At 73.1% G+C, this 21,019-nt stretch carries 17 protein-coding genes and 1 pseudogene; 10 read left to right on the forward strand and 8 right to left on the reverse strand.

The genetic code is table 11. From position 1 onward, the window contains the following. Positions 1–26 precede the first annotated feature (26 nt). Together AC0HI0_RS29325 and AC0HI0_RS29330 are read left to right on the forward strand one after the other, a co-directional pair. Positions 27–461, forward strand: coding sequence for a hypothetical protein (locus tag AC0HI0_RS29325; protein ID WP_480934560.1), 435 nt, complete (start codon positions 27–29; stop codon positions 459–461). Then, a pseudogene (locus tag AC0HI0_RS29330) lies at positions 395–685 on the forward strand (DUF4153 domain-containing protein); the annotation flags it as partial. The gene AC0HI0_RS29325 and the pseudogene AC0HI0_RS29330, both read left to right, overlap by 67 nt. 317 nt (positions 686–1,002) lie before the next feature. Here the strand turns inward: AC0HI0_RS29330 and AC0HI0_RS29335 are convergent. Genes AC0HI0_RS29335 through AC0HI0_RS29345 form a run of 3 tightly spaced genes read right to left on the reverse strand, consistent with a single transcriptional unit; the run spans position 1,003 to position 3,696 of the window. Continuing rightward, positions 1,003–1,902 carry an alpha/beta fold hydrolase gene (locus tag AC0HI0_RS29335; protein ID WP_480926736.1) on the reverse strand — a complete coding sequence of 300 codons (900 nt, stop codon included), beginning with the start codon at positions 1,900–1,902 and terminating at the stop codon, positions 1,003–1,005. A 16-nt stretch (positions 1,903–1,918) separates the two neighbouring features. Then, positions 1,919–2,839 carry a PDR/VanB family oxidoreductase gene (locus AC0HI0_RS29340; RefSeq protein ID WP_480926737.1) on the reverse strand — a complete coding sequence of 307 codons (921 nt, stop codon included), beginning with the start codon at positions 2,837–2,839 and terminating at the stop codon, positions 1,919–1,921. Continuing rightward, positions 2,839–3,696, reverse strand: coding sequence for a metal-dependent hydrolase (locus AC0HI0_RS29345; protein ID WP_480926738.1), 858 nt, complete (start codon positions 3,694–3,696; stop codon positions 2,839–2,841). The genes AC0HI0_RS29340 and AC0HI0_RS29345 overlap by 1 nt, the downstream gene beginning before the upstream one ends. Before the next feature lie 69 nt (positions 3,697–3,765). Here AC0HI0_RS29345 and AC0HI0_RS29350 point away from each other — a divergent pair, with 69 nt between their 5' ends. Continuing rightward, complete coding sequence (locus tag AC0HI0_RS29350; protein WP_480926739.1) at positions 3,766–4,383, forward strand: TetR/AcrR family transcriptional regulator; 618 nt, start codon at positions 3,766–3,768, stop codon at positions 4,381–4,383. A 502-nt stretch (positions 4,384–4,885) separates the two neighbouring features. On the opposite strand, the gene AC0HI0_RS29355 is transcribed toward AC0HI0_RS29350, so the two are convergent. Then, a complete protein-coding gene (locus AC0HI0_RS29355; RefSeq protein WP_480926740.1) occupies positions 4,886–5,551 on the reverse strand; it encodes an NPCBM/NEW2 domain-containing protein in 666 nt (221 codons plus the stop codon). Positions 5,552–5,727: 176 nt separating this feature from the next. Between AC0HI0_RS29355 and AC0HI0_RS29360 the strand changes: the two genes are divergently transcribed. Both AC0HI0_RS29360 and AC0HI0_RS29365 read left to right on the forward strand, forming a co-directional pair. Further along, a complete protein-coding gene (locus AC0HI0_RS29360; protein ID WP_480926741.1) occupies positions 5,728–6,867 on the forward strand; it encodes a mechanosensitive ion channel family protein in 1,140 nt (379 codons plus the stop codon). A 37-nt stretch (positions 6,868–6,904) separates the two neighbouring features. After that, positions 6,905–7,375: a hypothetical protein gene (locus tag AC0HI0_RS29365; RefSeq protein WP_480926742.1), complete on the forward strand. Its 471-nt coding sequence runs from the start codon at positions 6,905–6,907 to the stop codon at positions 7,373–7,375. On the opposite strand, the gene AC0HI0_RS29370 is transcribed toward AC0HI0_RS29365, so the two are convergent. The 3 genes from AC0HI0_RS29370 to AC0HI0_RS29380 form a co-directional block, all read right to left on the reverse strand. Beyond that, complete coding sequence (locus tag AC0HI0_RS29370) at positions 7,372–7,530, reverse strand: hypothetical protein (RefSeq protein ID WP_480926743.1); 159 nt, start codon at positions 7,528–7,530, stop codon at positions 7,372–7,374. The genes AC0HI0_RS29365 and AC0HI0_RS29370 overlap by 4 nt on opposite strands. Next, the gene (locus tag AC0HI0_RS29375; protein ID WP_480926744.1) at positions 7,520–8,326 is read right to left on the reverse strand and encodes a hypothetical protein; all 807 of its coding nucleotides are present in this window, start codon (positions 8,324–8,326) and stop codon (positions 7,520–7,522) included. Before AC0HI0_RS29375 ends, AC0HI0_RS29370 begins: the two co-directional genes overlap by 11 nt. A gap of 315 nt (positions 8,327–8,641) precedes the next feature. Further along, positions 8,642–11,884: a S8 family serine peptidase gene (locus AC0HI0_RS29380; protein ID WP_480926745.1), complete on the reverse strand. Its 3,243-nt coding sequence runs from the start codon at positions 11,882–11,884 to the stop codon at positions 8,642–8,644. Between the two features lie 256 nt (positions 11,885–12,140). Here AC0HI0_RS29380 and AC0HI0_RS29385 point away from each other — a divergent pair, with 256 nt between their 5' ends. Both AC0HI0_RS29385 and AC0HI0_RS29390 read left to right on the forward strand, forming a co-directional pair. Continuing rightward, positions 12,141–12,974, forward strand: a complete 834-nt coding sequence (locus tag AC0HI0_RS29385; RefSeq protein ID WP_480926746.1) for a hypothetical protein — start codon at positions 12,141–12,143, stop codon at positions 12,972–12,974. Positions 12,975–13,528: 554 nt separating this feature from the next. After that, positions 13,529–15,184 carry an FAD-binding dehydrogenase gene (locus AC0HI0_RS29390; RefSeq protein WP_480926747.1) on the forward strand — a complete coding sequence of 552 codons (1,656 nt, stop codon included), beginning with the start codon at positions 13,529–13,531 and terminating at the stop codon, positions 15,182–15,184. A 10-nt stretch (positions 15,185–15,194) separates the two neighbouring features. Here the strand turns inward: AC0HI0_RS29390 and AC0HI0_RS29395 are convergent, their stop codons facing one another. Further along, the gene (locus tag AC0HI0_RS29395) at positions 15,195–17,930 is read right to left on the reverse strand and encodes an AfsR/SARP family transcriptional regulator (RefSeq protein ID WP_480926748.1); all 2,736 of its coding nucleotides are present in this window, start codon (positions 17,928–17,930) and stop codon (positions 15,195–15,197) included. A 249-nt stretch (positions 17,931–18,179) separates the two neighbouring features. Here AC0HI0_RS29395 and AC0HI0_RS29400 point away from each other — a divergent pair, with 249 nt between their 5' ends. From AC0HI0_RS29400 to AC0HI0_RS29410, 3 genes are read left to right on the forward strand one after another with little or no spacing between them, the layout of a single operon-like run. After that, positions 18,180–18,545, forward strand: a complete 366-nt coding sequence (locus AC0HI0_RS29400) for a hypothetical protein (RefSeq protein ID WP_480926749.1) — start codon at positions 18,180–18,182, stop codon at positions 18,543–18,545. Positions 18,546–18,556: 11 nt separating this feature from the next. Beyond that, complete coding sequence (locus AC0HI0_RS29405) at positions 18,557–20,143, forward strand: PPE domain-containing protein (protein WP_480926750.1); 1,587 nt, start codon at positions 18,557–18,559, stop codon at positions 20,141–20,143. Further along, positions 20,140–20,907 carry an ESX secretion-associated protein EspG gene (locus tag AC0HI0_RS29410; RefSeq protein ID WP_480926751.1) on the forward strand — a complete coding sequence of 256 codons (768 nt, stop codon included), beginning with the start codon at positions 20,140–20,142 and terminating at the stop codon, positions 20,905–20,907. The genes AC0HI0_RS29405 and AC0HI0_RS29410 overlap by 4 nt, the downstream gene beginning before the upstream one ends. The last annotated feature ends 112 nt before the right edge of the window (positions 20,908–21,019 follow it).

A 21,019-nucleotide genomic window follows, 5' to 3' on the forward strand; every position in this document is an offset into this window, starting at 1 on the left:
GCTGACACACGCCCTTGAGGGCTCTGATGTCTCCCGAACGTGTCCTGCTGACCGGTGCCGCGATGGGGGCCGCCGCTGCGCTGCTGGTGCCGTTCGACCGGCCCGGCCTGGGCTGGCCGCTGCTCGCTCTGGTGGTGTTCTTCCTGGTCAAGCAGGTTCGGCCGGGGTGGGTCGTGCTCTCGTTGCTGCTGTTCGGCACGGGCGCGGTGACCGCGTCGACGGAGCTGTACCCGCTGTGCGTGCCCGCCGGGTCGCCGACGGTGGTGGGCGGGCGCACGGGACGGCGCGCGGGCCGGCGGTCGGCTCGGCGGCGGCCCTGGTGGGGGCCGGGCGGGCGATGCCGTGGCCGACCGCCGAGCTGCGGCACAGCGACGCGCGGCGGCTGTCGCGGCCGATGCTGCCGACCGGTCTGGGGCCGGCCGTGCGGGACTGGGCGCTGCCGGTGTGCCCGCTGGTCATGATCTTCGCGGCGTTCGTCGGTGTGCAGGTCAGGGCGCTGTTCGGCGGGGACGACTACGTGCGGCGGACGGCGAACCTCACCTACGCCGAGTACGTGCGGCAGGGGTTCTGGCAGTTGCTCGTCGTCACCTTGCCGACGCTGGGGATCGTCGGGGCGGTCGCCCGGACGTGGGCCTACCAGCAGGCTTACGGATTCACCGTGCCGCGGGTCGTGGTGGCCGCGTGCGAACTCCGGCTGGGCGTGGTGTACCTGCTGGTGCCGGCCGCCGGGGTGCGGCTGGACGAGCGGCGGCCCGGGCCAACCCGGACCGGCTCACCGACGACGACCGGAGGTCGTGGAACCTGGCGCGGAGCCGTGCGCGGGACGTGGTGTCCGGGCTCCCGGCGCAGGGCTGTGGCCGGTGACGCGCCACCTCTGGACGTCCCGCCACCCGACTCGGTGCCGATTCCGGCGCTGAGCACCGGAATCGCCGGCGGGCCGCCGACCGCGAACGTCGTCCCGGGAAGGCCCGGACGGGCACGCGGTCAGGCCGAGCACGCGGGTCAGGCCCGACGACCGGGGGGCGTGGCATCCGGCGCGGCGTCGGGAAGGGTTGTCGGCGCAGGGGTCGGCGCGGGGCTGTGGCCGGTGACGTGGTCGGCGACCAGCAGCGCGATCGTGCGGGCGTGCGTGACCGGGGCCCAGTGCCCGGCGTCCAGCACCCGACGGCGCAGGTTCGGGGCCCAGCGGTCCACGTCCTGCAACACGCCCGCCGTCACGTAGTCGTCCTTGAGCAGTTGGACGAGCTGCACCGGGACGTCCGTGCGGCGGACGCGCGGCGAGCGGATTCGCGGGATGAAGTTGGCCCGGTACAAGGACATTCCGCGCACACCGTCGTCCACGACGGAGTCCGCGACGTGCGACCGCGCGCCTTCGAGGCGGTTGACCACCCGGCCCCAGCGCGGGCCGATCACCTTGCGCCACGCGAAAGGCGCGACGAACGGCAGGTGGAACGCCACGATGTACCAGGAGTGCAGCAACTGCCGGAGGTGCGCGGAGGTCGGCCGGCGGCGCATCCAGTGGCCCACGTGGTCCAGGCACGGCCCGGAGATCGAGGTGTAGGAGGCGATCCGCGCGCCCGGCGTCGTCACCGCCTCCCACGCCTGGATCGAACCCCAGTCGTGCGCCACGACGTGCACGGGCCCGCCGGGGCTGACCGCCTCGGCCACCGCGAACAGGTCGCGGGCCAGCGCGGGCAGCCGGTAGGCGGCCAGTCCACGGGGTTTGTCCGACGCGCCGGCCCCGCGCACGTCGTAGGTCACGACGTGGAACTCCTCGGCGAGGACGTCCGCCACGCCGTCCCACACCCGGTGCGTGTCCGGGTAGCCGTGCACCAGCACCACGGTCGGCGCGGACCGGTCTCCCCGCTCGTACACGGACAGCCGCACACCATCGGATTCCACGAACACGATTCCTCCGCTACAGGTCGAGCACGAGCCGGTCACCGGCCGGGCGGGAGACGCAGATCCGGACGCCGTCCACCTCGCACGTGCCGCAGAACCCCTGCCGGCACGAGTAGGGCACGTTCGGCCGCAGGTCCTTGAGCACGTCGAGCGCCGACCGGTCGGCGGGCACCGGAAGCTCGATCCCGCTGCGGCGCAACACCAGCGCGAACGGACGACCGTCCACGACGGGCGGTGGCGCGAACCGCTCGAAGTGCAGCCGCCGGGCCCGGAAGCCCCGGCGCACCGCGTCCAGCATCGGTGTCGGGCCGCAGCAGTAGACCGATCCGTCGGACGCCGCGCGCACGATCGACTCGACGTCCGGTGGGCCGAACTCGTCGTCGGGCCGCACGTCCGCGCCGCGCGGGAGTTCGTCCAGGAAGGGCATCGACGCGCGGGACCGCCCGGTGTAGACGAACTTCCGGGCCACGCCCAGCCGGTCGGCCTCGCGGACCATCGGCAGGATGGGCGTGATCCCGATGCCGCCGGCCAGGAACAGCACCGGTCCGTCGGCGACGAACGGGAAGGCGTTGCGCGGCCCGCGCACCACGAGTGGGTCGCCCACCCGCAGCCGGTGCACCTCGGCCGAGCCGACGCCGAGCCGGCGCACCGCGATCCGGTACGACGACCGGTCGCGCGGGTCGCCGCACAGCGAGTACTGCCTGCGCAGCCCCGAATCCAGGTGCAGGTCGAGGTGGCAGCCGGGCTGCCACGCGGGCAGGTCGCCCGGCCCGGCCAGCCGCAGGCCCACCACGCCCTCGGCGACGACCTCGCGTTCGGCCACGACCAGCCGCAGCGGCGTGCCGGCGGACCTGGCCGGCCGCGCGGAACCCAGGAACCGCAACGACTTGAGGTAGCCGTCGCCGAACGCGGTGAGCCCCCGCAGGAACAGGTCCATCAGTGCGCCGCCCGCGCGGCCGGCGAGGACGCCAGGTAGGCCACCGCCTGGCTGGTCGAACCCTCCTGCTTCGGGTGGTAGCGCGGGTGGAAGTAGCGCAGCGTGGCGCGCAGCAGCTCGCGCCCGGTCGGCAGCAGCCCGCGCCGGCCCGCGCGCCGGAACTCCCGCAACGTCAGCCTCCCCGGCCGGGTCGGGTCGTTGGCCATCATGAACCGCGCGCCGCGCGCCCAGAGCAGCCACAGCACGGGCGCGACGACGACCATCGTCCGCGCGCGCCGCACGTACCGGCGGTCGAGGTGGCGCATCAGGTCGTAGGCGACGCTGCGGTGCTCGACCTCCTCGGCGGCGTGCCAGCGCAGCAGGTCCAGCATGGTCGGGTCGATGCCGGCGCGGTCGAGCGCGGTCGCGTTGAGCATCCAGTCGCCCAGGTAGGCGGTGTAGTGCTCGATGGCCGCGACCAGCGCGATCCGTTCGAGCAGGTGCTCGCGCCGGACCCGCTCGGCGACGCCCGCGCGGTCGCCGAGCACGCGCCGGAACACCACTTCCACCTGGTCGGTGAACGGGCGCGGGTCCAGGCCGTTGGCCAGCAGGTGGTCGAGGACTTCGCTGTGCGCCTCGGCGTGCACGGCTTCCTGGCCGATGAACCCCAGCACGTCCTCGCGCAGGTCGTCGTCGGTGATCAGCGGGATCGCCTGTTGGAACGTGCGGACGAACCAGCGCTCGCCCTCGGGCAGCAGCAGGTGCAGGACGTTCATGACGTGGGTGGCCGCGGGCTCGTCGGGCACCCAGTGCATCGGCAGCGAGGACCAGTCGAAGTGCACGTCCCGAGGCTGCAACACGAGGTTGTCGGGTTCCATCACGACCTCCGGCAATTACTACGCCAGCGTAGCTTTGTGAAAGCTACGACACCGTAGCAATATGGTCCGGTGAGCACAACGCGCCGGAAGTACGCCCCGAGGCTGCCCCCCGGCCAGCGCCGGGACCAGCTGCTGGACGGCGCGCTGGCGCTGATCGCCGAAGGCGGCTTCGACGCCCTGACCATGGAGGCGGTGGCCCGTCGCGCGGGCGTGACCAAACCCGTGGTCTACGAGCAGTTCGCCAACCGCGCCGAGGTGATCTCCGCGCTGCTCGCCCGCGAGGCCGAGCGCGCCACCGCGCAGGTCCTGGCGGCCGTGCCGGCGGGCCTGGACGACCGCACCCCGGAAGACCTCTACACCGACGCCGTGCGCGCCTTCGTGAACGCGGTGGTGGCGACCCCGGACCGCTGGCGGCTGGTCCTGCTGCCGCCGGAGGGCACGCCCGTCGAGTTCCGCCGCCAGGTCGAACTGGTCCGCGCCCGGATCACCGACCAGGTCAACGCGTTGGCGGACCTGGGTTTGCAGGCCATGGGCGGCCCCGACCTGGACGCCGAACTGCTCGGTCACACCATGCTCGCCCTGGCCGAGATGGCGGGCCGGCTCGCGATCACCGACCCCGAGCGCTTCACGCCGGACCGGCTGGTCGCGTTCGTCGGCCGGATGGCGCACTTCCTGCCCAACGGCTAGCTGTACCGCCCTGGGAGGTTGTGAACGGTCCGGCACGTAGTCGGATGATCCTGGAATGGGTGAGGGTCCGGACCACACGACCAGCCGCGTCGTACGCCGCCACGAACACGCCGCGCCCGCCGACCCGGTCCACGTCGACGTCCACCGCGTCCACGGACGGCAGGCGGGCGCAACAGCCCGGCCCACACCGAGACCCGCCCCAGGCGAGACCAACAGACCGCAGCGGCGGTCAGGTCCAGCGCACAGACGTTCTTCCGGGCGCGCGGCATCATGGTGCGGCCGGTGTTGACCGACAACGGCTCCCGCCACCGCTCCCACCCTGGCGCGACACCCCCGCCACCACCGGCGTCACCCACAAACGCACCCGCACCTACCGACCCCCAGACTGAACGCCGTGAAGCGCCACCGGGACGGCTGCACACCTGCAATCACCACCGCAGCCACACCGCACCGGGCGGCCAAGCACCCGCCGGCCGCGTCCCCGACCTCACAGGCAGTACAGCTAGCCGAGCGTCGGCTCGATCCACACCGCGCCCGCCTGGTACTCGCTGTAACAGGTGTAGGTCTGGAAGTAGACCTCCAGTCGCACGCGCAGCGCGTTGGTGACGTCCACGTCGATTTCCCGCACCTGGCCCAGCCCGACCTGAGCGGTCGCGGTGTCGACTTGACGGCTGTCCACGAAGACCCGGAACTCGACGCGGCGATCGCTCTTGGAGCTGTCGCTGAGCCCGATCTTGCCCTGGAGCCGCTGGTACTTGCGGTCCAGGTGGTAGGTGCGGGAGGCGGTGTCGCCCCCGCTGCACAACCCCATCCACATCGTGATGGCCCGCTGGTAGGTCTTGGTGTCCACCCGCTGCGGGTCGGTGACGATCTTCTTCCCCGCCGCCTCGACCGGGCTCAGCTCCAGCAGCGACATCGCGCCCCCGGGCGCGGCCCGGGTGGTCGACCCGGGCGACGTGTCCTGACCGGCCGGACCCGACACGGTCACCGTTTCCCGGACGGTCTCGGTGTGCGCGACCGCAACGCCTTCCTTGCGGCCGGCGAAGTACGCCCCGATCCCGGTCGCCGACGCGGTGATCAGCGCGGCCACCACCGCGCCGACCAGCGCGCCGCGCCGGGTGATGTGCGCGGCCTGGATGGCGGGGTCGACGGGCGGTTGCGGCGTCACGCACCGACTTTGCCGGCTGCGGCGGGGCAGGCGGGTCGGGTTCGGCGGGATGACCCCGTTCGGCCGTACCGCGAGTGGCCCGGCCGGCGGGGTTGCGCGCACGTGAGGAATGTCCTGTCGGCGAATGGGTGATCCACCCGGCGGGTAGGGCAGGGGGACGTGACTACGAGGAGGAGGTGCCTGTGCTCGTCGCGGTGCTCACGTTCGCCGGGTCGGTTCTGGTCGCGTTGGTGACCGTGACGCTCGTGCACCGGGTCGTGCGGCGGATCGGCCGGCGGTCCGCCCTGTTCGCCGGGTTGGCCCGGCACGCGCACAAGCCCGCGCTGCTGGTCGCGGTGCTGGTGGCGGTCCAGTTCTCGGTGGGGGTCGCGGCGCGGGGCGAGTGGCGGCCCGCGGCCCTGCACGTGGTCGGGATAGCGCTCATCCTCGCCGGGGCCTGGCTGTTGGGCGCGCTGCTGGTGGTCGCGGAGGACGCCACGCTCGCGCGGATCCGGGTGGACGTCTCCGACAACCGGCACGCGCGGCGGGTGCACACCCAGATCACGTTGGTGCGGCGGGTGACCGTCGTGGTGGTCGGGGTGCTGGCGGCGGGCGCGGTGCTGATGACGTTCCCCGAAGCGCGGACGGCCGGCACGAGCCTGCTGGCGTCGGCCGGGGTGATCGGCGCCATCGCGGCGTTGGCGGCGCAGTCGTTGCTGGGCAACGTGTTCGCCGGGGTGCAGATCGCGTTCTCGGACGCGCTGCGGCTGGACGACGTGGTGGTGGTCGAGGAGCAGTGGGGGCGGGTCGAGGACATCACGCTGACCTACGTCGTGGTGCACCTGTGGGACGACCGGCGGCTGATCCTGCCCACGTCGTACTTCCTGAAGACGCCGTTCGAGAACTGGACGCGGACCCAGTCGGCGCTGCTCGGGACGGTCGAGCTGGACCTGGACTGGACCGTGCCGGTGGAGGACCTGCGGCAGGAGCTGCGGCACGCGCTGGAGACCGTCGACCTGTGGGACGGGCGGGTGTGCGTGGTGCAGGTGACCGGCGCGGTCGGGTCGTTCGTGCGGGTGCGCGCGCTGGTCAGCGCCACCGACGCGGGCCGGCTGTGGGACCTGCGGTGCGTCGTGCGGGAGCACCTGATCGCGTGGCTGCGGACCCGGCACCCGGAGGCGTTGCCGCAGGTGCGGGTCCGCGACCTGCCGCCGCACCGGACCACCCGGGACAGCCCGGCGTCCGGGTCGGACAGCCGGGTGTTCGGCGAGAGCGCCGACGGCGAGGAGCGCGTGCAGGCGTTCAGCGGTCCGGAGGCAACCAACCGGGGTGGTTGATCCGTCCAGGTGTCAGGACGGCTCGGAAGGGGTACGGATGAAGCGACCAGTGGTGGGCCTGCTGTGCTTGGTGGTGGCCGGGTGCTCGTCGCCGGTCGTCGACCACGGCCCGGCGTCGGCACCGTCCGCGACGACGAGCGTGAGCCGACCGACCGCCGACCAGCCGAGCGCCGCACAGCCGACCGCCGCGCCACCGGTCACCACGCCGCCACCCACGGAGGTGCCAGTGCCCGCCAAACTCAGCCCGCACGGCAAGGACGTGCTGACCAAGGCGCAGCGGGACGGGGTGACCAGCGTGGTCCTGGTGATCTCGACCGACGCCGGGGCCACCGAGCGCACCGCCGCGACCCTGCGCGAACTCGGCGCGACCGTCGAGGCGACCGACACGTCGATCGGCTACCTGCGGATCTCGGTGCCGGTGGGCGATGTCGGCCGGGTGACCGCCGTGGAGGGCGTGCGCCAGGTGGACGTGGACGAGCCCATCAGCCGCCCGGACCCGACGCCCTAGCGGCGGCGCAAGCGCAGCAGGAACTCCATCACCTTCCGCGCGTCCGCGCGTTGCCGGACGTCACGGGACAGCAGCGCGGTTGCGACCGCGAGGATGAACGCGACCGACCAGGTGACCGGCGCGATGGCCAGTGCGGCAACCAGATCAGAGCCCATCGCGCCGGCCTCCCGAAACCCGGGAAGCCGCCAGGCAGGGGCCGGATGCGCGCGGAGGTAGCCGGTGGTCGCGCAAACTGCTGCGACGCAGGCAAACCTCGACGGTCCCGGTGGCGACATCGCGAAGTTTGATCATGTACTGGTCGCCCGCACACGGTTCGCAGCAACATCCCGAGTACTCGTGCACCGCCAGACCCAACCCGAGCCGGGGATCGGCGAGCCGCTCGATCACATCACCGTGGGCCAAGTCGCCCGCCCACTCGACGTGAACTTCCAGTACGTCGGTGCAGCGATTGACCCACAGGTCGAGAAACTGCAACGTGGAACTGGCGCGGAAGGCGCGTAGCCGCCGCAGCAACCCACTGACCACACTTACTCCCACTGGATGCGGGACACGGCGCGAGTCCGCCAGATCACGCTGCTCCCACTCGTGGAGGCCGGAACGACCGCCGAGGTAGAGCGCGTCGAGGTCCATCTCGCCGACACCCCGGCGGAGGGCGTCGAACCACATCGCCTCGGTCACTCCTCGCAACACGATCCGGCCTGGCGACTGGAGTCGCCGCAGCACCACCCTCTCGCCCCTGTGGCTCACCCGGAGGCCCGGAAGTCCGCCCACGGCGGATCGCTCCACGTCGAGGAGCGGGCTGATGTTCGCGGCAATGAAGGAGAGGGACTCGCTGCGGGTGTCCACCCGCAGCTCCGACTCGGCCGGACGTGGAATCACCGACACGAGTCCGAACAGCCGCGCAGCGGCCCCGGGCCGCTGCTTCGACAAGCCATAGCCGATCAGGTCCATCAGATCGCCCTCGAACGCGGCCTGCGCCGGGGTGGCCGGCGGGATCAGTGGACCGCGGACCGGATGCCGTCCCTCGGCACGACCCCGGTCTCGTGCGGAAGGTCGGCTGCGTGCACAGCGAACGACGCCGGATACGCGGGAAGACACCGAGTCCGTTTCGCCGTGCAGCCCCACTGTCCGGGGTGGAGCCGACGTGGCACCTGCGATGCCGTCCCAGAGTGTTCACAGCACAGCCGGTGACAGCCTGTCGAAGCCGCTGAAACCGAACAGGGCCACCCCCGGCGAACCGGGGGTGGCCCTGGGGTCGGAACGAGGTCAGACCACGTTCTGGACGATCACCGCGCTGCGCCCGACAACGGCGCCTTCGCCGGTCTGCACGGTCAGCTCACCGCGCAGGACGCGGCCGGCACCGGCCTGGCCGGTGGCGGTCACGACGCCCGGGACGGTCCACGTCGCACCGGCCGTGCGGTCGGCGTTGGTGTCCGTCACCGACACGGTGCCCAGACCCGACACCGCGTACACGTCGATGTAGTCGTACTCCGTCGTGCCCGAGGGCACGGCGTAGCCGTCGACCTGGATGCGCCACGCGCCCGCTGCCGGGTTGTTCACCGTGAACGACTCTTCCGAGTCGCCGTCGGCGGTCTGCCCGAACAGCACGCACGTGCCCGAGGTGCAGTTGTAGACGAACAGGTCGAGGTCGGCCGAGATGTCGCTCGGCTTGCCGATGGTCGCCCGCAGCGACGTGGAGCCCGCCGGAACGGTCACGTCGTAGGTCTGCGAGACGCCCTCGGCGATCGACGGGCGGCCGATCTTGGCGCTGGACAGCGCGCCGCCGACGAGCCGGCCGTTGAACGCCGCGAGGGTGTTCTTCACCGTGTAGCTGCGGTCCACGCCGACGCCGGTCTGCGCGGACGCGATGGTGTCGGGGTCGGGGCTGACCGACGTGCCGAGCACCGACGCCGTCACGGTGTACGGGGCGTTGTCCGCGTCGGAGGTCCGCCGCGACTCGACCACGATCTCCCACACGCCCGGGATCGGGTTGGCGACCGTGCGGCTGGTGGGCGTGCCACCGGCACAGCCCGCACCCGCGTCGGGGTTGTAGCAGTTGGTGGTCGTGGTGGTGTCCGCCGGCACGCCGTACGGGTCGAAGCGCAGGAAGCGGACCTGACCCTTGCCGGCCTCGCCGCCGCCCGCCAGGTCGACCTTGAGCGCGCTGGTGCCGACCGGCACCCGCACCCAGATGCTCTGCGACTGGTTGCGCGCGATCGTGCCCGTCTTGGAGACCGCGAACTTCTTCGGCGCGGTGAACTCCTCGGCCGCGAACACCGTGTTCAGGGTGAACACGTCGACGCCCCGGGTGTTCGGGTTGTCCAGCTTGAGCACGGCCGAGTGCACGCCCGCCTTGGTCGGCTTGACCTTGACGTCGAACTTGACCGGCGTGTTCAGCGGCAGGCTGACCAGGGACTTGGACGAGAACGTCCCGTCGTTGCCCTGCCAGTTGGCGAGGAACTGCTGGTTGCGGTCCGGGCCCGTGGTGCGGGTCAGGGTGTACGTGCGCACGTACTCCTTGCCGATGGTCACGCCCTCGCGGTCGTGGATGCCCACGCCCGTGTTGGGGGTCGGCAGCAGGGCCGACAGCGCCGTGTTGACGGTGACCGAGGTGGTGACGTTCTGCACGTTCGGGTGGGCGTTGAGCTGCTGCCACGAGCGCTGCACGTCGAACAGACCCGCGCCCTGCTCGTAGGCGCCCAGCGAGGAGACCCACTTGGCGCCGGACTGGATGGCGTTGCGCAGCTCCAGCACCGTCGGCCGCTCGCCGGCGTGCTCGGCCTTGAACGCGCTGACCAGCAGTGCCGCGGCACCGGTCGCCTGCGGGGAGGCCATCGACGTGCCGTTGAACATCGCGTAGCCGGGCGGCAGGTCGTAGGTGCCGGCCACCGGGCCGGGCACCTGCCACTGCGGCACGGTCGAGATCGCCGAGCCGGGCGCGACGATGTTCGGCTTGAAGCCGCCGTCCTCACGCGGGCCGCGCGACGAGAAGCCGTGCAGGTTCTCCTTCTGCGCGGTGACCGAGCCGTAGTTGGACAGCCAGGTGTCCTTGGTGATGTACGAGCCGACGCTGACCGCGTCCGTCGTCACCGAGGGGTCGCCGACGGTGTTGGCACCCGCGCCGCTGTTGCCCGCCGAGATGAAGATCTGCATGTTGTACTCGGCGATGGTGCGGTTGTACAGCTCGGAACGGGCGTTGTTGCCGTCGTTGAGCGCCGGCAGGCCGCCGATCGAGATGTTGACGACGTCCGCGCCGTTGCGGGCCGCGTAGAGCACGCCGTCGATCAGGCCGGACGAGGTGCACGACGGGGTCGACAGGCAGACCTTGACCGCCATCAGCTTCGCGCCGGGGGCCGCGCCGGTCGCCTTGCCGCCGAACAGCTTGTTGGCGGCGGTGATGCCCGCGACGTGCGTGCCGTGCGCGGCGGCGGCGATGCCGATGTTGACGTACGCCTGGCCGGCGTTGTCGTAGATCGAGCGGTCGGTCTGCACCACGAACGCCACGGTGTCCAGCACGGGGGTGCCGGGCCGGTCGGTGCCGAAGTGGCCGACGTCCTTCTTGTACTTGTAGTCGATCATGGCGCGCTCGTCGGTGAAGTCGCCGTCACCGTCGACGTCCACCCGGACTTCCTTGGTGGTGATGTCCTGGAGCACGCCGAACGCGTCCGCGCTGTCGCCGTCGCGGTTGATGTCGCCGCCGGTCTCGCTGGCCGCGAGGCCGAGGTCGCCCGCGGTCTCGCGGAACAGGCCGAAGCTGAACGGACCACCGGTGGTGGGGGCCTTGTAGGTCACGCCGCCGTTGGTGAACGTGCCGTTGTAGCGCCCGCCGACCTGGACCCAGGTGCCGTCGCCGGAGTTCGTGGCGTTGGCGTTGTACCAGTCGACGATCTTGCGCTCACCGGTGGACGTGGTGGCCAGCGCCGGGTGGTCCAGGTCGATGCCGCTGTCCAGGATGGCGATGGTCGTGCCCCGACCGTCCCAGTTGCGGTGCTCGTCGGTGAACTGCGCCGCCTTGGTGTCCTGGATCGGCATGTACGGGTTCTTCTTGGGCGTCTTCGGGCCCGGCGCGGTCTGCGGCAGCGGCGTGGTCGCGCCGTCCGGGCGCGGGTTGTCCAGCGCCACCAGACCGTCGACGTCGACGGCGTTCACCGAGGCCAGCTTGGCGGCCTTCTCGGCGTTGCCGCGCGGCACGGAGACCTTGAGGTACTCGACGTCCCGCTCGGTCGTCTCGACGACGCCGCCGAGGGCCTTGAGGTCGTTCGCGGCGGAGTCCAGCTTGCCGGGCTCGGCGGCCACCAGCAGGGTGACGTTGTCCTGGCCGGCCTTCTCGGCCTTGGCCAGCTGTTCGCGGTCCTGCTTGTCCAGGCCCTTGTCGGTGGACGCGGGCGCGGTCGGCGCTTCCTGCGCGACGGCCGGAGCGGCGGCGAAGCCGAACCCAGTCGTGCCCAGTACGGCGGCCAGCAGGGCCGCACTGGTGCGGTGTCTCCACCGACTTCCTGAGTTGATCACGGCGCAAACCCTTCGTGGGGAAAGATTGGCGCAAGCACATCTCTCCGGGTCTTCCACGACAATCAGACGAACAGCCCAATAGGCGAGTCCACATTGGACTGAACGGGGTATTGCGCGCCCGTGCGCGAAGTGCCGCGCCGGTTCCGGACCGGTGCGGCAGTTCCAGTCAAGAGCCGACCGGCCGGAATGTCAAACTCTGTCAACGGTGAAACCCTGGACGACGTCTTGAACGGGTAACAAATCGCACATCAACACGATGGCGAGCACACTGGTGGGCATCGTGGACGTGGAACCGATCGACCGGGTCGCCGACGAGCTGTACGCGCTCTCGCCGGCGCGGTTCGTCGCGGCCCGGGACGCCCACGCGCGGGCCGCCCTGGAGCACGGCGACAAGGCGCTGGCCAAGGAGATCGCCGCCCTGCGCAAGCCCACCTCGTCGGCGTGGGCGCTCAACCGGCTGGCCCGGTTCGGGGCCGCCGAACTGGCCGAGGCGGTGGCTCTGGGTGATCAGCTGCGGGCCGCGCAGGAGGAGTTGCGGGGCGGTGCGCTGCGTGAACTGGGTGCCCGGCGGCGGGTCCTGCTCAGCGGCCTGGTGCGGCTGACCGAGGAGCTGGCGCGCGACGCCGGGGCGCCGCTGGGCTCGGACGCCGTGCAGCAGGTGCGGTCCACGCTGACCGCCGCCCTGGCCGACGCCGTGCTGGCCGCCCGGATCCGCGCCGGACGCCTGGTGAAGTCGGTCGACCAGTCCGGGTTCGGCCCCCTGGCCGAGGCCGGCACACCGGTCCGGGACGACCTCGCGCCCCGCCATGAGCAGCGGCGGGAGCGCAAGTTGACCGAAGCGCGGGACGACATCACGCACGCGCGGGCCGACGTGAAGGCGGCGGACGCGGCGGTCGGCGAGGCGGAGGCCGCACTGGTCGAGCGGGAGGACCACGCGGCGGCGCTGCGGACCGAGCTGCGCCGGGCGCAGCAGGCCGAGCAGGAGGCCGCGACCCGGGTCGAGCGGGCCAAGCGCAAGGCGGTTGCGGCACGTGACCGGCTGGCCTCCGCCGAACGGCGGATGACCGAGCTTCGTGGCGACTCTGTGTAGTGACCCTGGACACCCCGGGAACACGTGTGCTATGTCGCCCGTTGTACGGGTGGTCGGCGCGCGGCTGCCGCCCGGACGTCAGGACCTCCGACGCCCGCCCCCCACGGGTGCGGCAGGCCCTCTCCCCGAGACGATCCCGGAGCGCCCGCGTGGCCCGGCCGCCGTCGGCCGAGCGGAACCCCCTCACCGAACGGCCGGCGGCCCCGACCCGAATCGACCGCGCGCACGTCGTGCCCACCCGCGACGTGCGCGCGGTCGTTTCACCCATTCGCCGGCAGCGCCCGGCATTCCCGGACCTACTCCCGGTATGCGCGCGCCGGGCGATGACGGTCGGCAACCGATTCCGGTGCGCCGGAAATCGTTCGCCGACCCCGGACAATGGGCCGTCGACCGGCGGGCCCGGAGATCGCCGGGACCACTTCACCGGGACCTCGGGGGAAGCCGGACGGGCAGCGCGCGGGTGCCATTCGGGTGACGCCGACGCCACGATCGGCGTCAAGGTGAATCTTCTTCAAGTCTCGTGCCCGGCCAGGACTTGGATCTAGACTCGCCCGATGGCACAGGACGCGGATGTCATCGTCGTCGGCGGCGGCCTCGCGGGGCTCGTCGCGACCGCCGAACTCGCCGACGCGGGTCGCCGGGTGATCCTGCTCGACCAGGAGCCGGAGGCGTCCCTGGGCGGCCAGGCGTTCTGGTCCTTCGGCGGGTTGTTCCTGGTGGACACGCCCGAGCAGCGGCGGCTCAAGGTCAAGGACCACGCGGACCTGGCGCTGCAGGACTGGCTGGGCTCGGCCGGGTTCGACCGCGAAACCGACCACTGGCCGCGCAAGTGGGCCGAGGCGTACGTGCACTTCGCCGCCGGCGAGAAGCGGCGGTGGCTGCACGACATGGGCGTGCGCTGGTTCCCGTTCGTGCAGTGGGCGGAGCGCGGCGGCTACCTGGCCGACGGCCACGGCAACTCGGTGCCCCGCTTCCACGTCACGTGGGGCACCGGCCCGGCCCTCGTGGAGCCGTTCGAACGCCGCGTGCGCGCCGCCGTGGCCCGGGGTCAGGTGCAGCTGAAGTTCCGGCACCGGGTCACCGGGCTGACCGTCACCGGCGGCGTGGTGGACGGCGTGCGCGGCGAGGTGCTGGAGCCCAGCACCGCCGGGCGCGGCGAACCCAGCTCCCGCGTCCGGGTCGAGGACTTCGAACTCGGCGCGCAGGCCGTGATCGTCACGTCCGGCGGCATCGGCGGCAACCACGAACTCGTCCGCCGCAACTGGCCCGCGCGGATGGGGACGCCGCCCGAGCACATGCTCTCCGGCGTGCCCGACCACGTGGACGGCCGGATGCTCCAGGTCGTGCGGGCGGCCGGCGGCGGGATCGTCAACGAGGACCGCATGTGGCACTACCCCGAGGGGATCGCCAACCACACGCCGATCTGGAGCCGGCACGGCATCCGCATCCTGCCCGGACCGTCGTCGCTGTGGCTGGACGCGACCGGCCGGCGGCTGCCGATCCCGCTGTTCCCCGGATTCGACGCGCTCGGCTCGCTGGAGCACATCGTCAAGACCGGCTACGGCTACTCGTGGTTCGTGCTCAACCAGCGGATCATCGGCAAGGAGTTCGCGCTGTCGGGGTCCGAGCAGAACCCGGACCTGACCGGCAAGGACGTCAAGCAGGTGCTCAAGCGCGCGCTGCCCGGCGCGGTCGTGCCCGTGGAGGAGTTCGCCAAGCGCTCCGACGAGTTCATCTCCGCGCGCGGCGTGGCCGAACTCGCGGCCGGGATGAACCGGCTGGCCGGCTCCGACCTGATCGACGCGGCGGCGCTGGAGCGGGTCATCGTGGAGCGCGACCGGCAGGTGATCTCCGGGCTGGGCAAGGACATGCAGGTCAACGCCATGCGCGCGGCCCGGCGGTTCCTGACCGACAAGCTGATCCGGGTGGTCGAGCCGCACCGCCTGCTGGACCCGAAGGCGGGGCCGCTGATCGCGGTCCGGCTGTCCGTGCTGACCCGCAAGACGTTGGGCGGCCTGCACACCGACCTGTCCGGGCGGGTGCTCAAGGAGGACGGCACCGTGCTCGCCGGGGTGTACGCGGCGGGCGAGGCGGCGGGCTTCGGCGGTGGCGGCGTGCACGGGTACCGCGCGCTGGAAGGCACCTTCCTCGGCGGCTGCCTGTTCTCCGGCCGGGTGGCGGGCCGCGCGGCGGCGGGCGCGGTCGGCTGACCCGGCCGGGTCAGCCGGCGAGGACGTTCGGGTCGAGCTTGCGGGCCATGTCGTCGGCGTCGGCCAGGCGCAGGTCGCGGTAGAGGTGCAGGGCCGCGAGCCAGTGCGGCACGGCCGCGTCGACGCCCTCGACCTTCTCCAGCACGTCCCCGATCTCCCGGTGGCACAGCGCTTCCTGGTACCGGTCGCCCAGCCGCTCGGCCAGCGCCAGGCCCGCCCGGTAGGACTCCAGCGCCTCGTCCAGCCGGCCGAGTTGCAGCGACGCGGTGCCGACCGTGTGCAGGGTCGCGGTGTGCGCCTTGGACGGCGCGACCGACGTGAACAGGCTCAGCGCCTCGGCCGCGTGCCGCAGCGCCTCCTCCGGCTGGTGCTTGCGCAGCAGCACGTTCGCCAGGTTGTTCTGCACGCTGGCCTGCGAGCGCTCGTCACCGACCTCGCGCGCGATCTCCAGCGCGTCCAGGATGGTCGCCTGCGCCCGGTCCAGCTGGTCGTCGGCCATCAGGCAGTAGCCGAGGTTGGCCAGCGCCGCCACGCCCAGGTGCCGGTCGTCGCCCGCCAGCTCCGCGGCCCGCGTGCAGGTCTCGATCGCCTCCGCGATCCGGCCCAGCTCGGCCAGGGTGGAACCCAGCCGCAGCAGGAAGGTCGCCTCCGCCTGCGCGTCGCCGAGGTCGTGCGCCGCCGCCGCGCCGATCCGGCACAGCGCCAGCCGGTCCAGCCGGTTGCCGCGCCGGAAGTGGAACGCGTCCAGGCACAGCGCGAGCTGCCAGGTCCGCTCGCGCTGCCCGCTGTTGAGCGCGATGTCCAGCGCCAGCCCCAGGTTCGCCTCCTCCATGGTGAACCAGTCCAGCGCGGCGGCGTGCGAGGACAGCTCCGGGAAGCTCGCGGGCAGGTGCTCGCGCGGGCCGAACGGCCGGACGTGGTCGGACAGGTGGGCCCGCCCGGAGTCCGCGACGTGCAGGTAGTAGTCCAGCAGCCGGGCCGTGGACACCGCCGTGTCCACTTCGGACTCGCCGGCCGCGAGGTGGTGGGTGAACAGCCGCACCAGGTCGTGCCGCGAGTACCGGTCGGGCGTGGACTCGTGCAGCAGGTTCGCGTACGCGAGGGTCCGCAGGTGGGTGCGCGCGCTCACGACGTTGATGTCCAGCAGTGCGGCGGCGGTGTAGCTGTCCAGGTCGGTGCCGGGGTGCAGGCCGAGTCTTCGCAGCAGCCGCGCCGCGCCCTCGGGCAGTTCCCGGTAGCTCACGGCCAGCGCCGCGTGCACCCCGCGCCCGGCCTCCGGCAGCTCCAGCGCGTCGAGCCGGTGCTGCTCGTCGCGCAGCTCGTCCACCAGCGACTGGATGGTCCAGCGCGGCCGGGACGCCAGCCGCGCGCCCGCGATCCGCAGCGCCAGCGGCAGCCGGTCGCACAGCTCGACCAGCTCCGCGACGGCCTCGGGCTCCGGGTCGATCCGGTGCCGGCCCAGCACGGCCGCGAGCAGGCTCTCCGCGCTCTCCTCGGGCAGCGTCTGGACGTGCAGCGCGGACGCGCCCTCGGTCACCACCAGGTCGTCGAGCCGGTGCCGGCTGGTCACCAGCACCAGGCACCCGGCGGACCCGGGCAGCAGCGGCCGGACCTGCTCGGCCGAACGGGCGTTGTCCAGCAGCACCATCACCCGCCGGCCCGCCAGCAGCGAGCGGTACTGCGCGGCCTGGGCCTCCAGGTCGGCCGCGATCTGCGAGTCGGCGAGCCCGAGCGAGCGCAGGAAGCCGACCAGCGCGGTGCGCGGGTCCAGCGGCTCGGTCTCGTCGAAACCCCGGAGGTTCACGAAGAGCTGGCCGTCCGGGAACTGCCCGGCCACCCGGTGCGACCAGCGCAGCGCCAGCGCCGTCTTGCCGACCCCGGCCGGGCCGACCAGCAGCCCGATCGGCGAGTCGCCGCCGAGGCTCTCGGCCAGGTCGGACAGCTCCGGCTCGCGGCCGACGAAACCCCGGTGCTCACGGGGCAGCTGCGCGGGCACCGGCCCGCGTTCGACGGGTTTCGGCGCGGTGTCCCCGGCCAGCACGGTCTGGTACGCGTCGCGCAGCTCGGGCCCCGGGTCGACGCCCAGCTCCTCGGCCAGCTGCTCGCGGGTGTGGTGGAACAGCTCCAGCGCCTCGGCCTGCCGCCCGGTCCAGTGCAGCGCCAGCACCAGCCGGGCCACCAGCGGCTCGCGCAGCGGGTGCTCGGCCACGACGTCGCGCAGCCCCGGCACCGCCTCGGCGGCCCGGTCGAGCCGGAACAGCCGGGTGGCCAGCTCCTGCACGGCGACCAGCCGCAGCTCGTCCAGCCGCGCGGTCACCGCCTCGCGCACCTCGGCACCCGGCACGTCGGCCAGCACCGGCCCGCGCCACAGCGCCAGCGCGCTGGTCAGCAGGCCCACCGCGACCTCGTCGGCGGCGTCGCGCGCGGCGGCGACCCGGTCCTCGAAGCGGAACACGTCGACCGCGTCCCGTTCGCCGGTCAGCACGTAGCCGGGCGCGCGGGTGATCAGCGCCACGCCGTCGGCGAGCACCTTGCGCAGCTGGGCGATATGTCCTTGAAGTGCGGCTTTGGCCTGCGGCGGCGGTGAGCCGTCCCACACCAGCGAGAGCAGGCGATCGCCCGAGACCACCCGGTTGAGTTCCAGCGCCAACGCGGCCAGCACGGCCCGGCGCTTGGCCGCCCCCAACCGCACGGCACCGCCATCTGCGGAAACGAGCTCAACAGGGCCGAGCAGGTTCACCCGCATCCTGAAAACCTTTCGGCGTTGTCACCCTGTAGTCGGAGAGTTTCGCATAGTGTCCGACCTCCCCGGATCCGCCGACGCGGCGAGATCGCGGCGGGCGTTGGCCGCGCGTTGGGCCGGCGTTGGAGGCGAGGGTGACCCTGGGTTCAGTCCAGCAGGCTGCCTCCGCGAGGGAATCCGATGTACATCGCCGAACCAGGGAATGAAGAGACCGAGGGGCGACTGGCCTCCCGGGTCGCCGTTCAGGCCCCGATGGCCGACGGTCAGGTCCTCGCGTTGCAGGAGACCGTGAACTCCGGGCGGGTGATGCTCGACCCCGCGACCGGCGAGGAAATGCGCAAGATGCTCCTGGAGCAGATCGACCAGGTCGACTCGTGGCTGGAGCGGGCGGGCCGGCTCGCGCGCCCCGCGCCGCTGGGCGCGAACCCGGTCGGCGACAAGATGGCCGCCAAGTTCGAGGGCCGCGCCGAGGGCCAGGACCTGTCCTTCGTCTCGGTGATGACGGCCTACCGCGAGGTCCTCCAGCAGACGCACGACTCGGTGCAGAGCGCGATCCGCAACTTCCTGGCGGTCGACGAGGAACACCGCACCGAACTGACCCGCCTGAGCGGCAACTGAGAGGGCGAGCGATGGCTGACCAGGAGATCGACCTCGTCCTGACCGACACCCAGAACTGGGCGTCGCGGTCGCACCAGGAGCTGTACGAGGCGGTGCACAACAACAACGACCCCGGCCAGACCGGCGAGATCGGCGCCGAGTGGGGCCAGTTCGGCAACGAGCTGACCGAGTCCGCGCGGGTGATCAACGAGCGCGTGGCGGCCACCGAGACGGGCTGGACCGGCGAGGCGGCCGACGGCGCGCGCGCCGCGGTGAAGCGGCTCGCCGAGTGGGTGACGCAGACCGCCGCGACCGCCGTCGAGGTCGGCAAGCGGGTGGACGACCAGAGCCACATCATGGAGAACGCGCGGGCGTCCATGCCCGAGCCGATCGCGTTCAACTGGGACCAGGCGACCGGCGCGTTCACCGCCGGCGGCATCCAGGGCTTCGTGAACTCGGCGGCCGACGTGCAGGCGGCCAACGACCAGTCCCGCGCGGCGCACGAGCAGGCCGTCGCGGTGATGACCACGATGGAGAACGAGTCCCGCGCGGTCGACGAGAACACCCCGCGCTTCACCGCGCCGTTCAACCCGGTCACCGGCCGCGTGGAGGAACCCCCGCAGCAGCTGATGATGGCCACGGCCGGCGCGCCGACCCTGGGTGACGCGCAGGCCGCGACGGCGCCCACCGGCGGCACGACGCAGGCGTCCGCGGTGACGGCGCCCAGCGCCCCCGCGGCCGGCGGCTACACCCCGCCGAGCACCACGGGCGGCGGCTTCGGCGGTGGCGGTGGCGGCGCGGGTGGCGGCGGTGGCGGCGGTTACGGCGGCGGTGGCGGCGTGCCGCAGGTGCCCGCCGCGGCCTACCGGCCCGAGGGCACGACGGCCGCCGCGGCGGCGGCCCAGGTCCCGGTCGCCAACAAGTACACCCCGCCCAGCTACACCCCGCCGCCCCCCGGCGGCGGCTACAACCCGCCCGGTGGCGGGTACGTCCCGCCGGGCTACACGCCGCCGGGCGGCGGCAACACGGGCAAGCAGCAGCCCCCGCCGTACAAGCCGGCCCCTCCCGGCACGGTGATCCCCAAGCCGCAGACCGGCTTCGGTCCGGGCGGCGGCAAGCTCCCGCCGTACATCCCGGCCGGCTCCCCCGGCACCCCGCCGATCCCCGGCGGCGGTGGCGCGGGCGGTGGCGGCGGCGGTGCCGGCGGTGGCGCGGGCGGCGGTGCCGGTGGCGGCGCGCCCCGGTTCGGCGGCGGTGGCGGTGCGGGCGGTTTCGGCGGCGGCGCGGGCGGCTTCGGCCCGACCGGTGCCGGCGGCGCGGGCGGCGGGCAGCTCGCGGCCGGCGGCGCGGCGGGCGTCGGCGCTCCCGGCGGCCAGCGCGGCCCGATGCCCGGCGGCTACGGGCCGGGCGCGGCGGGCGCGGCCGGTGCCGGCGCGGGCGGCGCGGGCGCCCCCATGGGCGGCGGCGGTCACGGTGCCGGCGGCCAGGGCGGGGAGGACAAGGAGCGCAAGTCCGCGGCCTACATCCGCGGCGAGGACATCTTCGAGGTGCCCGGCGAGAACCTGCCCCCGTCGGTGATCGGCGGCACGAAGCCCAAGAAGAAGGGCGGCGACCAGTGATCGCGCCGCAGTTCCTGCTCACCCCGCGCGAACTGGACGTGCTCTGGCACGACCAGGGGCTGGGTCGGCTCCCGTACCCGCTGGACGTGCCGAGCGTGGGCACCACCGGCGAGGAGCGGGCCCGGCTGCGGGCCGAGGTGCTGGCCGCGTACGGCGAGCCCGACCCCCACCTGGTCGACCTGCTGCGCCTGCTCGCCGACCACCAGGTCGCGGTGGACGCGGTGGCGCACGTCGACCGGCCGCTGCGCGCGTTGGCCGCGACCGACGGCCGGCGGGCCGTGCTGGTGGTCGTGGACAGCGGCAAGATCGGCCTCCAGGAGATCCGGCCGACGGCGCTGGCGCGGTCCATCGTCGAGGTGCTGCCGCACGGCTCCGCCGGACCGGGCAGCGCGCTGTCCGTGCGGCTGGAGACGCTGAACGAGGCGGTCGCCCTGCAACAGCAGCAGGAGGACGACGACGAGGACGACGACCCGTGGGGCGGCGGTGAGCTGGACGAGCGCGAGGCCCTGCAGAAGGCCGGCCTGTCCCGCGAGGACGCCGCCGCGGTCAGCGAACTCGCGACCGGCCGGGTGGCCGGCGGCCAGTTCGGCGTGACCTCCGGAGGCGGGTTCCGCGCCACCCGGGCGGGCGTGCTCATCACCTGGTTCGACACCACCCAGGGCCGGTACCTGATGGTGCGCGAGAACGGCTGGCTGAGCCTCGCCCCGACCGACAACGACCGGATCGCCACCCGGATCGACTCGGTGCTCTCCTCCGTCGCCTGACCCGGTCCCCCGCCACCGGGCGGGGACGGGCGTCCGACGCCTCGGCCGGCGGCCCCTCACCAGGGGTCGCCGGCCGAGTCCTGGCACCGCGCCCGAGGTCGTCCCGCCCGTT

The sequence above is a fragment of the Saccharothrix sp. NBAS 001 genome (assembly GCF_056640475.1).